Genomic DNA, 14013 nt, shown 5'->3' on the forward strand with positions numbered 1-14013 from the left:
CGCGGCTTTGAGCTTCGGGTCACGAAGCAGAGAACGCGGTCAAGTTGTACTTAAAAATAAGTCATCTGCCGCGTCCGGCCTATACCGGACGATTGCGGCGGGTCCACGCCTGGGTGCGACGGGCAAGGAGCTTATTGCTCCTTTTCCTTACCCGACTGGACGTCGAAATAGGTCCGCCGCGACTTATCTTCTCCGGCGCCATAGGCATAGTTCGACGAAGGCGTCTGATATCCTGGCGGCGGCTCGACGAGCGATTGGCGCGGTGGCTCGCTCGTGAATTGCTTGGATTCGCCTTTGTTGCCCGAGAACATCTTAAACAGACCGCCGGTGTAACCGAGCTCGGCCGGGCTCATCGTCGGGTTGCTGATGTTGGTACCCGGCTGGATCGGATCATTGACGGTCTTGTCGGGCCCGGCCGTCTTGTGGGCGTCCAACTCGGCCGGCGACAGCGGTCGGGCATTTTTCCAGTACTCCGTTGCCTTGTTGCCCGCTTTCTTCCGCTCAGCGATGGCCTCCTTGCGGCGCTTCTCGTCGGGATCCTTCGGCCAGTTCGGCGCGTTCTTGGCGTCGGCGCTGGCGGGCGGCGGCAGGTCGAGGCTCGGCGGCACCACCAGTGGCGAACGCTCGCGGTACTCGATGCCCTTCTTTTCCATGCTCTTGGCGCCGATGCCGGACATCAGATTGTCGATGAGCTTCTCTTCGAAGGTCATGTCGTCGTCATCGTCGTCACCGTCACCGGCGCGGACCGGGCCTGCCGACATGACCAGACCGATGCCGAGTGCGACGGCTGACAATTTCAGCGCCAGCCAAAGTCCCCGCCGGGGGTCTCGACCCATCGAACCGCTGGTCTCGGAGCTGCGCATGCCTGTACCTGTTCCATATTGTGGCAGTCTTGATTGTGCCGGTCTTGCCGCGTCTCGCGCGACCACCCCTCGCCAAGCAAGGTTCCGCCTCCGGTCCGTATCGGCCGGGATCAGGGCGCTTTTGCGGCGGGTACCCCCAGGAAGGAATCATACAATAGGGCCGCCACCCCAGCAACGATGGCCACATCCGCCAGGTTGAACACGTACCAATTATAGGTATTTCCGCCGATTTCGATGTGGAACAGGGCGAAATCGACCACCGCGCCATAGGCCAGGCGGTCGATGCCATTGCCGATGGCGCCGCCGATGATCAGCCCCAGGGCCACGGTGGCGAGCCGGGTCTGTGACCGCGCCATCCAGATCGCGAGCGCGATCACCGCGACGATCTTCACCGCCATCAGCGCGAGCTGCGCGGCCTGACCGTCGTTCTGGAGCCAGCCGAAGCTGATCCCGATGTTCCAGGCCAGCACCAGGTCGAAGAACGGCATCACCTTCACCACGCCGCGACGGGCGAGGTCGAATCCATTCAGCAGCCAGAGCTTTGAGGCCTGGTCGGCCACAAGCGTGACCATTGCCGCGAGGATGCCGGCGCGGAGCGGGCTCATGGCCGGGGATCAGACACTCACGCCCAACGTCTTCCATTCGCGCAGCGCCTGGGCGTCGCGCGGGGTGACGTCGGGGTATTCAGCGTCTTCGCCGACCGTCGGCGAGATCTTCCAGGAGCGGGCGCATTTGGTGCCAACGGCCTTCTCGACGATGACGGCGACGCCGGGCACGGCATCGAGACGGAATGCGGACGCCGGCGCCTCGCCCTCACGCACCTCGTAGTTCGAGGTGATGCAGATCTCGGCGAGATCGGTGTCGAACAGCGTCGCCAGCATGTCGCGGTCGGCGACATAGATCACCGGCGAGGCCTCCAGCGACGAGCCAATGTTCTTGGCGGCGCGTTCGAGTTCGAGCGCGCCGGTGACGACGCGGCGGACGTTGCGGATGGTTTCCCATTTCGCGGCGAGCTTGTCGTCGCGGAACTGCTCGAGACTTTCCGGGAACAGCGTCAGATGCACCGACGGCTCGGCATCGGGCTTGTACATGCGCCAGCCTTCTTCCGCGGTGAAGCTCAGCACCGGCGCCAGCCATTTCAGGATCGATTTGCACAACAGGTCGATCGTGGTCAGCGCCGCCTTGCGCGTCAGCGAGGACGGCGGATCGCAATAGAGCGTATCCTTGCGGATATCGAAATAGAATGCGGAGAGCTCGCTGTTCAGGAAGGCGGATAGCGTGGCGACCACGCTCTTGAAATCGAACGTCTCATAGGCCTTGCGGACCAATTCGGCGCGGAGCGCGAGCTCATGCAGCATCAGCCGCTCGAGCTCGGGCATCTCGGCGGGCGCGACCGCGTCGGCCGGCTTGTAGTGATGCAGCGTGCCGAGCATCCAGCGCACGGTGTTGCGCAGCTTGCGGTAGGTCTCGACCGTGTTCTTCAGGATCTCGGGGCCGATGCGCTGGTCGTCGGTGTAATCGCAGGACGCGACCCAGAGCCGCAGGATGTCGGCGCCGGATTCCTTGATGACGGCCTGCGGCTCGATGGTGTTGCCGAGCGACTTCGACATCTTGCGGCCGTCCTCGGCCTGGGTGAAGCCGTGGGTCAGCACGATATCGTAGGGCGCGCGGCCCCGCGTGCCGCAACTCTCCAGCAGCGAGGAGTGGAACCAGCCCCGATGCTGATCCGAGCCTTCCAAGTACATCACCGTATCGGCGCCGCCGTCGACCTTGCGCTTGATGCCGGCAAGGCCGGGGAATTGCACAGGATCTTCGAGCACGAAGGCGTGCGTCGAGCCGGAATCGAACCAGACGTCGAGAATGTCGTCGACCTTCTGCCAGTCCTCGCTGGCACGCGGTCCCAGGAAGCGCTCGCGCGCGCCCAGAGCGTACCAGGCATCCGCACCTTCCTTTGCGAAGGCGTCGCCGATGCGGGTGTTGACGGCCTCGTCCTGAAGGACCTCGGCCGAGCCGTCGCCCTTCTCGCGGACGAACACGGCGATCGGCACGCCCCAGGCGCGCTGGCGCGAGATCACCCAGTCGGGGCGGGCCTCGATCATGCCGTTGATGCGGTTCTCGCCGGAGGGCGGCACCCATTGCGTCACCGAGATCGCGTGCAGCGCACGGGCGCGCAGCGTGTCGCCGGACTTGGTCTTGCCATCGGTCGCGATGTCCGTAGCCCCGGGCTTGCCCGGGGCGTCCACGATAGGCTTGTCCATCGCGATGAACCATTGCGGCGTGTTGCGGAAGATCACCGGCTTCTTGGAGCGCCAGGAGTGCGGATATTGGTGCTTGAGCCGGCCGCGCGCGAGCAGCATGCCCTTCTCGACGAGCGCCTTGATCACGGCCTCGTTGGCATCGCCCTTCTCGCCCTTGTCGTTGATGACGCGCTTGCCGGTGAAGCCCGGTGCCTGGTCGGTATAGGCGCCGTTCTCGTCGACAGTGTAGGGGATCGCGCTGTTGATGCCGCGGGCATCGAGCTCGCGGGTATTCGCCATCCAGGCGTCGAAGTCTTCGCGGCCGTGGCTCGGCGCGGTGTGCACGAAGCCGGTGCCGGTGTCGTCGGTGACGTGGTCGCCGGACAACAGCGGCACGATGAATTCGTAGCCGCCGGCGAGCCCCTTGAGCGGATGGGCGCATTCGATCGCGTCCATGGTGTCGCCGGGGATATCGCGGACCTTCTCGAAAGCGGTCACGCGCGCCTGCTTGAACACTTCTTCGGCAAGAGCGTCCGCAAGGATCAGGCGATCGCCGGTCTTGGCCCAATTGTCCGTGGGCGCGTCCGTCACCTTGTAGAGGCCATAGGCGATCTTCGGCGAGAACGAGATGGCGCGGTTGCCGGGCAGCGTCCAGGGCGTGGTGGTCCAGATCACGACACTTGCCGACGCCAGCGCGCCATGCGCGGGCGAGGTAACCGGGAATTTCACCCAGACCATGTCGGAGGTGTAGTCCTCGTACTCGACCTCGGCCTCTGCCAGCGCGGTCTTCTCGACCACGCTCCACATCACTGGCTTTGAGCCGCGATAGAGCGTGCCGTTGGCAGCGAACTTCATCAGCTCGCGCGCGATCTGGGCTTCGGCCGGATAATTCATGGTGGCGTAGGGATGAGCCCAGTCACCGATCACGCCGAGTCGCTTGAACTCCTCGCGCTGCACGTTGAGCCAATGCGTGGCGTAGGCGCGGCACTCTTTCCGGAAATCGATCATCGCGGCGCTGTCGCGGAAGTCGGGCTTCTGCTTGCCCTTCTTGCGATAGTGCTCTTCCTCGACCTTCCACTCGATCGGCAGGCCGTGGCAGTCCCAGCCCGGCACATAGTTGGAATCGAAGCCGAGCATCTGCTGGCTCTTGGTGACGAGATCCTTGAGGATCTTGTTCAGCGCCGTGCCAATGTGGATGTTGCCGTTGGCATAGGGCGGGCCATCATGCAGCACGAATTTGGCGCGGCCCTTCGCAGCTTGGCGCAGCTTCTCGTAGAGGCCGATCTCGTACCAGCGCTTGAGGATCTCCGGCTCGCGCTGCGGCAGGCCGGCGCGCATCGGGAATTCAGTCTGCGGCAGGAACAGGGTTTTCGAATAGTCTTTGACTTCAGACTTTTGGGACTTTTGCGGCTTTTCGGACATGAGGCTGACTGGCTCGGAATGGCGCGGGAACCGATGGCGATGCGGAATCGCGGGGTGAAACGACAAAATCCCGGTCTTGCGCCGAGCCGAAGGCTCAGGCGGAAGCCGGGCCGCTAATCCCTATGATGCGCCGCGCAAACATGGGCTCTCCATAGCAGGGGGCCAAGGGAAGCGCAAAGGGGCGAACGGCCCAATCCTGTCGGTGAGGACGCTATTGCGGAATTCTACTGCAGAACTAATGTATTGATTAACGGAGACTAATTCCATGAACGCAGAGCCGCTTGCCGAAGTGTTCGAGGAGCTCAAGCAGCTTCGCCGGCTTGGTGGAAGGCGAGATGCCCACGCACATCCAGGGATTACGTCCTCCCTTGAGGACGCTTACGCCCTGTTGGTCAAGGCTGGCCAGAATGATACCGCGGAACTAATCCGCCGGGTGATAGACGGCCTTTCTCCGCTGGAAAAATCCGGGTCGCTGGTCAGAATTTTAGAGATCAGGACGCTAGCCAACCGCGTCTTTGGTGACATGGCAAAAGCAGCGGCTTGGCTTGATCGACCAAATCGATCCCTATCAGGCCAGAAGCCGGTAGATCTGCTGCAAGACGAACTCGGCGCGGCTGTCGTCCGCGAGTTGCTAGAACAGATCGATCACGGAATTTTTGCCTGAGTCCGCAAGATGAAGCTCTGGCGGATTTCGAACTATGCCGATCTCTCCGGGGCTGGCGGGCTGAAAGCCGCCGGCAGATGGCATTCGCAGGGCAGGCGGATCGTCTACTTAGCGGATCATCCGTCGAGCGCATTGCTGGAAATGCTGGTCCACATGGACCGCGATCTCGTTCCTCCGACCTACCAGTTGCTGCGAATCGCGATTCCCGACGATATTGTCGTTGAGGTCGTCGGGCCGGAATTGCCTCCGGATTGGCGGACCCAGACGATGGTCAGCCGTGAGATTGGAGATCGATGGCTCGACCGATCGACAAGTGCACTTTTACAGGTGACCTCTGCGATAAGCGTTGAAGGGGCGAACTTTCTCCTGAACCCTGCACACCCACACGCAGCGCGCGCTAGCGTGGCCGAGGTGATCCGAGCTCCCTTCGATCCACGGCTGCTCGGTTAGCGAGACTTGATCAATCCACGACCCCGAGCCGCGGAAACGCGTCCGGGGCGGCGGCCAGCATGGCGCGGGCGCGGGCGGAATCGTCGTCCATCTGGCGGATCAGGGCTTCGACACTGTCGAATTTCATCTCGTCGCGGATGAAGCCGACGAAGGCGCAATCCAGCGCCTGCCCGTAAAGGTCTCCCTTGAAGTCGAACAGGAAGATTTCGAGCAGCGGCGCGCCATTATCAAAGGTCGGCCGACGGCCGAAGCTCGCCACGCCGTTCAGACGCTCAGGCCCGCGGCCGACCCGCACGGCGTAGATGCCGTGCTTCAGGCCGCAATTGGCATCGAGCCGGATGTTGGCGGTGGGATAGCCGAGGTCGCGGCCGCGCTTCTCGCCGTGGATGACCTCGCCGTTGATGAACCAGGGCGCGCCCAGCATGGTGGTGGCCTCTTCGACCTGCCCCTCGGCAAGTGCGATCCGGATCGCGCTGGAGGAGACCGGCCGCTCGTCGATATCGACATGCGGCTGCACGTCGATCTCGATGCCGAGCCGGGGCGCTTCGTTGGCCAGCAGGCTCGGAGAGCCGACGCGTCCTTTGCCGAAATGGAAGTCGTAGCCGACCGCGATTCCTTTGACGCCGAGGCGTCCGATCAGCTCATGGTGAATGAAATCTTGCGCGCTGGTGCCGGCGCGGGCCTTGTCGAAGGTCATGACCACGGCGCCGGCAAGCCCCGTCCCCGCCAGAAGCCGCAGCTTGGCCGGCTCGTCCGTCAGGCGAAATTGCGGGGTGTTGGGGCTGAAAAACCGGCGCGGATGTGGCTCGAAGGTCAGCGCCAGCGCAGGGCGGCCATGCGCCCGACCCATTTCCAGGGCTGCGGCAATGACGGCCCGGTGTCCGAGATGGACCCCGTCGAAATTGCCCATGGCGACCACCGCCCCCTTCAGGATCGCAGAATCCGGCGTGGTATCGCGGATAACGGTAAATTGCGGGGCCATCAGGGGAATTCTCGAGCCGGCGGGACCGGCTGCGACCGTGGCGTGACCCGGCCGATGAAGTCAAGCGGGAGGGGCGGCCGCGTTGAACGCCGATTTCAATTCATCGGGGGCGGGCCCAGTTAACGCGCTGTTTAACGCCTTGGTGCTAGTCCTTGAAACGTGGAACCGCGGGCTCCGGCCTGCAGGTCCGGTCGTAATATTTCCTGGGTTTGCGTTGGGGGAGTCGAGATGGCGGTTGATTTGTCGATGTCGGTTCTGGTGGTCGACGACTACAGCACCATGATCCGTATCATCAGGAATCTCCTGAAGCAGCTTGGCTTCGAGAATATCGATGATGCCAGCGATGGTTCGGCGGCGCTGAACAAGATGCGCGGCAAGAAGTACGGGCTCGTGATTTCCGACTGGAACATGGAGCCGATGACGGGTTACGACCTGCTCCGCGAAGTGCGCGCAGATCCCAACCTCGCCACCACGCCCTTCATCATGATCACGGCGGAATCGAAGACCGAGAACGTGATTGCGGCCAAGAAGGCCGGCGTGAACAACTACATCGTCAAGCCGTTCAACGCGGCGACGTTGAAGACCAAGATCGAGGCGGTCTTCCCGGACATGGCGAGCGCGTAAGCCGCGCTTCGAAACCATCAGCTGAATTTGGAAAGCCCGGGCGCTCGTCCCGGGCTTTCTGCGTTGGAGGCGATGATGGCTAGGCCGTCACCACTTCAATTCGCGCATCAGCGCCTTCGGTGGGTGGCCGAACAATTCCGTCACTGACTTGGGATCGAGCTGGTCGAGACCTTCGAACTCCTCGGCATGAATGCCGCGGGTGACGAACAGGCAGTCGATGCCGAATTCGCGCGCGCCGGTCAGGTCGGTGCGGACGGAATCGCCGATCGCCAGCACCTTTTTCCGGTCGATCGGGTGGCCCTGGCGTTCGCCGGCGAGCGCCATCGCGCGCTCGTAGATCGGCCGGTGGGGCTTGCCGTAGAAGATCACCTCGCCGCCAAGCTCGCGATAGAGCTCGGCAATCGCGCCGGCGCAGTAGATCAGCCGGTCGCCGCGCTCGACCACGATGTCGGGGTTGGCGCAGACCAGCGTCAGCTTGCGCTCGCGCGCCTTCAGCATCATGCCGCGATAGTCTTCTGCGGTCTCGGTCTCGTCGTCAAAGAGACCGGTGCAGACGATGTAGTCGGCCTCTTCCAGCGGGGCGGTCGTCGCATCGAGGCCGCGATAGATCGAGTTGTCGCGCTCGGGGCCGAGCCAAAACATCTTGCGGCCGGGATGCTCAGCGACATAGAGCCGCGTCAAATCGCCCGAGGAGACGATCGCGTCATAGGTCTCGTCGGCGACGCCGAGCTTGCGTAGCTGCCGCTGCACGGAGGCGGCGGGGCGCGGCGCATTGGTGATCAGGATCACCGTACCGCCGCGGCTGCGATAGGTGTGCAGCGCCTCGCAGGCCTCGGGGAAGGATTCCAGTCCGTTATGGACCACGCCCCAGATGTCGCTGAGCACGACGTCGACCCCGCCCACGAGTTCGCGCAGGCTTTGGGCGAAATGCAGTGTGGTCATGATGCGTGCGGCCGATCAGATGCGGCGTGCCAGCGCCGCGTTGCCGGTGATGCGCGATGACGGCGTGGCAGGCGCCGCGCCTGGGCTGGGTGTACCGGAGCCATTGGATCCCTGAATGTCCTGCGCCGGGTTCGACGCGGCCCCGCCGGTAGCAGATGCCCCCTCGGGCCGCAATGGCCGGGGCGGCGCGAACAAAAAGCCCTGGCCGAACCGCACGTCATAGTCGAGCAAGTCGACGACCGCGCGCTCGCCCTCGATCCGTTCCGCGATCAGGTCGATACCGAAGCGGCCGAGCAGGTCGGACAGGTCGGAGGCGTGAATGTCAGAGGTAGACGCCTGCTTGGGGTCGAGCAGGAGCGAGGCCGGCACCTTGATGAAGCGCACGCCGCGGTCGGCGAGCTCGCGCGGCTCGATCCGCAAGTCCGTGACGTGGTCGATCGAGAAGCGGAAGCCGCGCTGCGCGAGTGCGGCGAGATTCTCAGTCTCGGCCGGCCCGAGGCCGCGGAAGGTCGACTGCTTGAACTCCAGCACCAGCGACGGCGCCAGGGCCCGGTTGGCCTCGAGGAAATCGAGGCACTGCGCGAAGGTGGTGGAATCGCCGAGCGTCGAGGCCGCGACGTTGCAGAACACGCCGACATCCTTGTTGCGCACCATCAGGCGGCGCAACACCTGGACACAGCGCAGCAACACCATGTTGTCGATGCGTCCGATCAGCCCGGAGGCCTCGGCGATGCTGATGAACTCTTCCGCGGCAATCAGCTGGTCGCGCTCGTCGCGGACCCGCGTCACCGCCTCGTAGAAGCGGACCTTGCGCTGCGGCAGAGTCACCATCGGCTGGAGGAAGATGTCGATGCGGTTCTCGTCGATGGCGTTGCGCAGCGTCGCCAGCATCTGGGTCTGGTTGCGGCCGTTGGCCGCCTGAACGGCATTGGCGGTCTGGGTCTGGACTGTGGGCGACATCGGCCGCGGCGGCGGTACGGGAAGCGGCGGTGGAGCGGCCGGTCGCTCCTCGAAGGGCGCAATCAGGTCGATCGGCGCTTCCGGCTCCAGCCTGGCGACCGGAGCGGGGGCGGACGCCGGCGCATGACCGGCCAGCAGGTCCTCATGGGTCGACACAGTGGCGGCAAGCTGCCTGACCAGTCCGCCGAGCTCGTTGATCTCGCCGACCACCGACTGGACACGATCGGAATTGGTCGAATTGGACGAGGCGACACGGCCCTCGATCGCGGCGAGCCGGCGCCCGAACTCGGCTACCTGGCGGGCGAGGTCGGCGGTGCCGCGCGAGAGGTCGGCGATCTGGCCGCCGACGTCGCTGCGGTCACGCAGCCGCATCGAGACCGCGTTGTAGAGGATCAGGAAGGTCAGCGCGGTGAGCGCCACGATCGCGGATTCGGTTCCGCTGATGCCGGCGACCGCATAGAGCACGAGCCCGAGCGAGGCCGCGACCAGAACCATGCAGATGGCGATGAAGACCGTTGAAATGCGAATCATGCCGCGCGTTACGCCTCAAGAGCTGGCTGCCTCACCCGGGAAAACACGGGCCGCAATTCGGACCCGTCACGCCTCATGCTCCCCAAGCATGCATGACGTTAACATCATTGTTGATTCGAGGGGATAGCGACCGCAGGTGCGAGTGGAGGCTGTCAGGAGGGCGCGGCGGCGCCGACCGTGTCGGCCGAGACCGCCTCACGGCTGCCGAGCGGCTTGGGCCGCCCGGTGGTCGTATCGCGCAGGGTTTGCCGTTCGATCTCCGAATCCAGCTCGGCGCCGAACATGATCACGATCGCCGACATCCACATCCACGTCATCAAGCCGATCGCCGCGCCGAGCGAGCCGTAGGTGGCGCTGTAATTGGCGAACGCGGAAAGATACCAGGACAACAGTGCCGAGCCGGCAATCCAGAGCAGGGCGGCCGTCACCGCGCCGATGCTCAACCACTGCCAGCGCGGCGAGTCGCGGCTGGGCGCGAAGCGGTAGACGATGGCGAGCGCGGCCAGCAGGATGACGAGCAGCAGCGGCCAGCGCGCCAGCGCGACGATCAGCTTGCTCTCCGGCGCAATCCCGAGATGATCGAGCGCAAGAGGGAAAGCGACCACGGCAGACACCATCAGCAAGAGTGCTGCAATGGCGCCGACCGTGAAGCCCAGTGAAATCAGGTTCAGCTTGATGAAGCTCCGCTTCTCGCGCTCCTCGTAGGCGACGTTGAGGGCGTCGAAGATGGATTTGATGCCGGCATTTGCGCTCCAGACCGCGAGCAAAAGGCCGAACAGAAAGGCGGCGCCCAGCGCCGTATTGCCCTTCGATACCACGCGCGCGACCTGGTCCTCGACGATCTGGAACGAGCCCTCCGGCAGCATCGTCGCGAGCGTCTGGAGGTTGTGGCTGATGGTCGAGGGATCGGCGAACAGTCCGTAGGACGAGACCAGGGCGGTCACGGCGGGAAAGATCGCGAGCAGCCCGAAGAACACGACGCCGCCGGCGGTCGCGAGCAGGCGATCGTCGTCGATGCGCTGATAGGTGCGCCAGAAAATATCCTTCCAGCCAGCCCAGGGGATTTTGAACGGGCTCTTCGAGCGACGGCCATGGCCGGGCTGCGCGCCCGCGCTTGCCGGGTTCGTTTCCGGTGAATGCGCTTCCTGATTGCGATGATCTTGGGGAGGTCCAGGCCGGATCAGCCCCGACTCCTGGAAGTAGCGTTCCGCGGTGAGGACGAAAATAGCCGTGGCGGCGACCAGCAGCCAGGAGTCGAGCTGCTCGCTGTGCCGCGCACGCATGTCAGGCGTCCAGTCCGTGGCCGTGGCGTCGCCGGCGCGCGGCCGTGAAGCCCAGCAATCCGATTGCCGCGAGCATCAGGCCAAGCTGTACGGGGCGGTTGGCGCGCATCGGCGAAATGTTGCCGCCATGGCTACGCTCGCCCGGCGCGAGCGGCGCCAGCGGAATCGTCGTCGCGACCTCCTTGACCGCCCGTTTGATCGTTCCGCGCGGAATCCGCGGCGTGGCGATCGCAACGCGCATGCGGCTGGCGAGCGGCACGATCGGCTTGGTCCGACGGTTCATTTGCGCCATCGCCACTCCGGCGCAGGCGGTGGCGAGCACCAAAAGCATGGCCGCAACGGCGCCAAGGCCCCAGAATTGTCCGTAGGTGATGGCAACCCAATGGTAGAGTGCGATCAGGCCGACAAAGAGGGCCGCGATCAGGAACAGCCCCGCCACTGCGAACAGTCCGGCGGCGACAGCGTAAGACGTCAGGCGTCCCGTGATCTGGCTGGTGCGGTCACGCAAGTAAGACCGCGCCGCGCGCTTGAGATGGTTGAGTTTCAGCGCCATGCCGGCGCGCAGCAATTCGCCCGATGGCGCGAGCATGCGGACATCCTCCGAGAGCGAGAAATTCGTCGGGGAATGAACGTGGCGGAATTTGACTTGTTCCGCCGGGATGCGTTTGCCGTAACAGATCAGCCGAGATCGGCGGCTGCGATCCAGAACACTTCGCCCTCGGACTCCTCGGTATCGAGCCAGAGCAGCGGCAGTTCCGGAAAGGCATCGTCGACCGACTCGCGGCCGCGGCCGATTTCGCAAAGCAGCCCGCCATCCGGCGTCAGATGGTCGGGCGCATCGCGCAGGATGCGGCGGATCACGTCGAGACCGTCGGGGCCACCGTCGAAGGCGAGCTTCGGCTCGGCCCGGCATTCCGGCGGCAATGCCGCCATGCCTTCGGCGTCGACGTAAGGCGGGTTGGTGATGATCAGATCGTATTTGTTGTCGCCGAGCGGCGCGAACAGATCGCCCCGGTGGAGCGCGATCCGCTCATCCAGCCCATGTTCCCCAACATTGCGCGCGGCAACTTCGAGAGCGCCCTTGGAGACGTCGACCGCATCGACCACGGCATTCGGGAAATGATGCGCGGCGAGGATCGCGAGGCATCCCGACCCGGTGCATAGATCGAGCACGCGCTCGACGGCCGCGGGATCGTCGATCAGCGAACCCACCTCGCCGTCGCCGCCGAAATGGGAGTCCAGGAGCTCGCCGATGAAGGAGCGCGGGACGATGACGCGCTCGTCGACATAGAAGGGCAGGCCGCGCATGTAGATCTTGTTGACGAGATAGGCCGTCGGTTTGCGCGTCGTCACGCGCTTATGGATGAGATCGAGCAGGGTCTTGCCTTCCGCGGCGGTGACGCAGGCATGGCCAAAAATCTCGAACTGGTCGGGATGCAGGTGCAGGGCCTCGCAGACCAGGAAGATGGCTTCGGCGACGGGATCGGTGGTGCCGTGGGCAAAGGCGAGCTTGGCCGCGGTGAAACGGCTCACCGCATAGCGGACGAAATCGATCAGCGTGAGCAGCTCGCCGCGGCCGACCTTCGCGAGTTCTGGCGCGGCGCGGCCGCGCGTGGTCTTTCTCACAGCTCTTGCCATCAGGATCGGGTCCAGCGTGCGGCGGCATCGTCGTCACGGGCATGGGCCTCGACCCAGCCAGTGCCGGTGGCGCTTTCTTCCTTCTTCCAGAACGGTGCGCTGGTCTTGAGATAATCCATCAGGAATTCGGCCGCTTCGAATGCCGCCCGGCGGTGCTGCGACGCGGTGAGCACCAGCACGATGTTCTGGCCGGGCATGAACCGCCCGACGCGATGGATGACCGTGACGCCGTTGAGCGGCCAGCGCGAAAGGGCCTCGTCGACATGCCGCTTGATCTCTTCTTCCGCCATGCCCGGATAATGCTCGAGCGTGAGCGCGGCGATCTTCGAACTATCCTCGTCGGCGCGGCAGATGCCGGAGAAGGTGACGACCGCGCCGATGTCGGTGCGGCTTTTGGTCAGGACTGCGATCTCGCGCGCGATGTCGAAATCGTCTTCCTGGATGCGGATGGCGACGGGGCAATTGGTGACGGAAGAGGTCATGGCCTAGCCGCCGGTCATCGGCGGGAAGAACGCGATCTCGCGGGCGCCCGCGATCGCGGTGTCCGATTTGACGTGGGTATGGTCGATCGCGGTGCGGATCACCTTCGGCTTCTCGAACGCGTAGGCATAGGCCTCGCTCTGGCCGGACAGCCAGGTGATCAGCTCCTCGACGGTGCGCACGGTCGCGGGCGGCTCGATGGTCTCCTCGGCCTTGCCGACGCGTTCGCGCACCCAGGCGAAGTATTTTACCTTCATCCCTCATCCTCCTTGATGAGGTGATGGATGCCGGCGCGGAAATAGTCGTAGCCGGTGTACATGGTCAGGATCGCCGAGGCCCACAGCAGGACGAGGCCGATCAGCGACACCATGGGGAGCACCTCGTCTCCGGCCGGACCGGCGAGCAGGAAGCCGATGGCGACGAGCTGAACCGTGGTCTTCCACTTCGCGAGCTTGGTGACGGGCACGCTGACACGGAGTGCGGCGAGGTATTCGCGCAGGCCAGAGACCAGGATCTCGCGGCACAGGATCACGATGGCGGCCCACAGCGACCAGCCGTGGATGATGCCGTCGGCGGCCAGCATGAGGAGGCAGGAGGCGACCAGCAGCTTGTCGGCGATCGGGTCGAGCATCCGGCCGAACGCCGATTGCTGATTCCAGATCCGCGCGTAATAGCCGTCGAGATAGTCCGTCACCGCGGCGCCGATGAAGATCGCGACCGCAACCCAGCGCAGCCACAGCGGGTAGTCCATGATCGACTGCGCATAGATGCATCCGACCACGACCGGGATCGCGGCGATCCGGCCATAGGTCAGGATGTTCGGGAGGGACATCGCGCGGCTGGTCGTCCCTCGTGTCGTGGCGATGTTCATCCGTCCTACCAATACCGCTCAAGCCTGAAGGTCAACCGTCCGTCCCCAATTGGGGTACGGGATGCG

The 14013-nt window shown here is 64.5% G+C and carries 15 protein-coding genes; 3 read left to right on the forward strand and 12 right to left on the reverse strand.

All coding sequences use genetic code 11. The features are described from left to right. Nucleotides 1–131: 131 nt before the first annotated feature. The 3 genes from YUA_RS0131090 to ileS all read right to left on the reverse strand — a co-directional run bounded on the left by YUA_RS0131090 (nucleotide 132) and on the right by ileS (nucleotide 4522). Entirely contained in the window at nucleotides 132–863 is a 732-nt protein-coding gene (locus YUA_RS0131090) for a hypothetical protein (RefSeq protein ID WP_027534204.1), read from the reverse strand. 110 nt (nucleotides 864–973) lie between these two features. Next, nucleotides 974–1468, reverse strand: a complete 495-nt coding sequence (gene lspA / locus YUA_RS0131095; RefSeq protein ID WP_027534205.1) for a signal peptidase II — start codon at nucleotides 1466–1468, stop codon at nucleotides 974–976. Nucleotides 1469–1477: 9 nt separating this feature from the next. Continuing rightward, on the reverse strand, nucleotides 1478–4522 hold the full coding sequence (gene ileS, locus YUA_RS0131100; protein ID WP_027534206.1) for an isoleucine--tRNA ligase: 3045 nt from the start codon (nucleotides 4520–4522) through the stop codon (nucleotides 1478–1480). Between the two features lie 265 nt (nucleotides 4523–4787). Between ileS and YUA_RS0131105 the strand changes: the two genes are divergently transcribed. After that, nucleotides 4788–5186 carry an MbcA/ParS/Xre antitoxin family protein gene (locus tag YUA_RS0131105; RefSeq protein ID WP_027534207.1) on the forward strand — a complete coding sequence of 133 codons (399 nt, stop codon included), beginning with the start codon at nucleotides 4788–4790 and terminating at the stop codon, nucleotides 5184–5186. Nucleotides 5187–5195: 9 nt separating this feature from the next. Beyond that, complete coding sequence (locus YUA_RS0131110) at nucleotides 5196–5636, forward strand: RES family NAD+ phosphorylase (protein ID WP_027534208.1); 441 nt, start codon at nucleotides 5196–5198, stop codon at nucleotides 5634–5636. A gap of 10 nt (nucleotides 5637–5646) precedes the next feature. Here the strand turns inward: YUA_RS0131110 and YUA_RS0131115 are convergent, their stop codons facing one another. Beyond that, nucleotides 5647–6618: a bifunctional riboflavin kinase/FAD synthetase gene (locus YUA_RS0131115; RefSeq protein ID WP_027534209.1), complete on the reverse strand. Its 972-nt coding sequence runs from the start codon at nucleotides 6616–6618 to the stop codon at nucleotides 5647–5649. A 228-nt stretch (nucleotides 6619–6846) separates the two neighbouring features. Between YUA_RS0131115 and YUA_RS0131120 the strand changes: the two genes are divergently transcribed. Next, nucleotides 6847–7242: a response regulator gene (locus tag YUA_RS0131120; RefSeq protein ID WP_007596883.1), complete on the forward strand. Its 396-nt coding sequence runs from the start codon at nucleotides 6847–6849 to the stop codon at nucleotides 7240–7242. Nucleotides 7243–7329: 87 nt separating this feature from the next. Here YUA_RS0131120 and YUA_RS0131125 read toward each other — a convergent pair whose 3' ends face one another. From YUA_RS0131125 to pgsA, 8 genes are all read right to left on the reverse strand, one after another. Then, nucleotides 7330–8184: a TIGR01459 family HAD-type hydrolase gene (locus tag YUA_RS0131125; RefSeq protein ID WP_027534210.1), complete on the reverse strand. Its 855-nt coding sequence runs from the start codon at nucleotides 8182–8184 to the stop codon at nucleotides 7330–7332. Between the two features lie 15 nt (nucleotides 8185–8199). Beyond that, entirely contained in the window at nucleotides 8200–9675 is a 1476-nt protein-coding gene (locus YUA_RS0131130; protein WP_027534211.1) for an EAL domain-containing protein, read from the reverse strand. Nucleotides 9676–9827: 152 nt separating this feature from the next. Next, entirely contained in the window at nucleotides 9828–10958 is a 1131-nt protein-coding gene (locus tag YUA_RS0131135; protein WP_027534212.1) for a YihY/virulence factor BrkB family protein, read from the reverse strand. Between the two features lies 1 nt (nucleotide 10959). Beyond that, complete coding sequence (locus YUA_RS0131140; protein ID WP_027534213.1) at nucleotides 10960–11547, reverse strand: phage holin family protein; 588 nt, start codon at nucleotides 11545–11547, stop codon at nucleotides 10960–10962. A gap of 89 nt (nucleotides 11548–11636) precedes the next feature. Further along, nucleotides 11637–12596, reverse strand: coding sequence for a 50S ribosomal protein L3 N(5)-glutamine methyltransferase (prmB, locus tag YUA_RS0131145; protein ID WP_027534214.1), 960 nt, complete (start codon nucleotides 12594–12596; stop codon nucleotides 11637–11639). Beyond that, nucleotides 12596–13078, reverse strand: a complete 483-nt coding sequence (locus YUA_RS0131150; RefSeq protein WP_027534215.1) for a molybdenum cofactor biosynthesis protein MoaE — start codon at nucleotides 13076–13078, stop codon at nucleotides 12596–12598. Before YUA_RS0131150 ends, prmB begins: the two co-directional genes overlap by 1 nt. A 3-nt stretch (nucleotides 13079–13081) precedes the next feature. Beyond that, nucleotides 13082–13333: a molybdopterin converting factor subunit 1 gene (gene moaD, locus YUA_RS0131155; RefSeq protein ID WP_027534216.1), complete on the reverse strand. Its 252-nt coding sequence runs from the start codon at nucleotides 13331–13333 to the stop codon at nucleotides 13082–13084. Further along, on the reverse strand, nucleotides 13330–13947 hold the full coding sequence (pgsA, locus tag YUA_RS0131160) for a CDP-diacylglycerol--glycerol-3-phosphate 3-phosphatidyltransferase (protein WP_027534217.1): 618 nt from the start codon (nucleotides 13945–13947) through the stop codon (nucleotides 13330–13332). Before pgsA ends, moaD begins: the two co-directional genes overlap by 4 nt. Nucleotides 13948–14013: the final 66 nt, after the last annotated feature.

It is taken from the genome of Bradyrhizobium sp. WSM3983 (assembly GCF_000473045.1).
Lineage (GTDB): Bacteria > Pseudomonadota > Alphaproteobacteria > Rhizobiales > Xanthobacteraceae > Bradyrhizobium.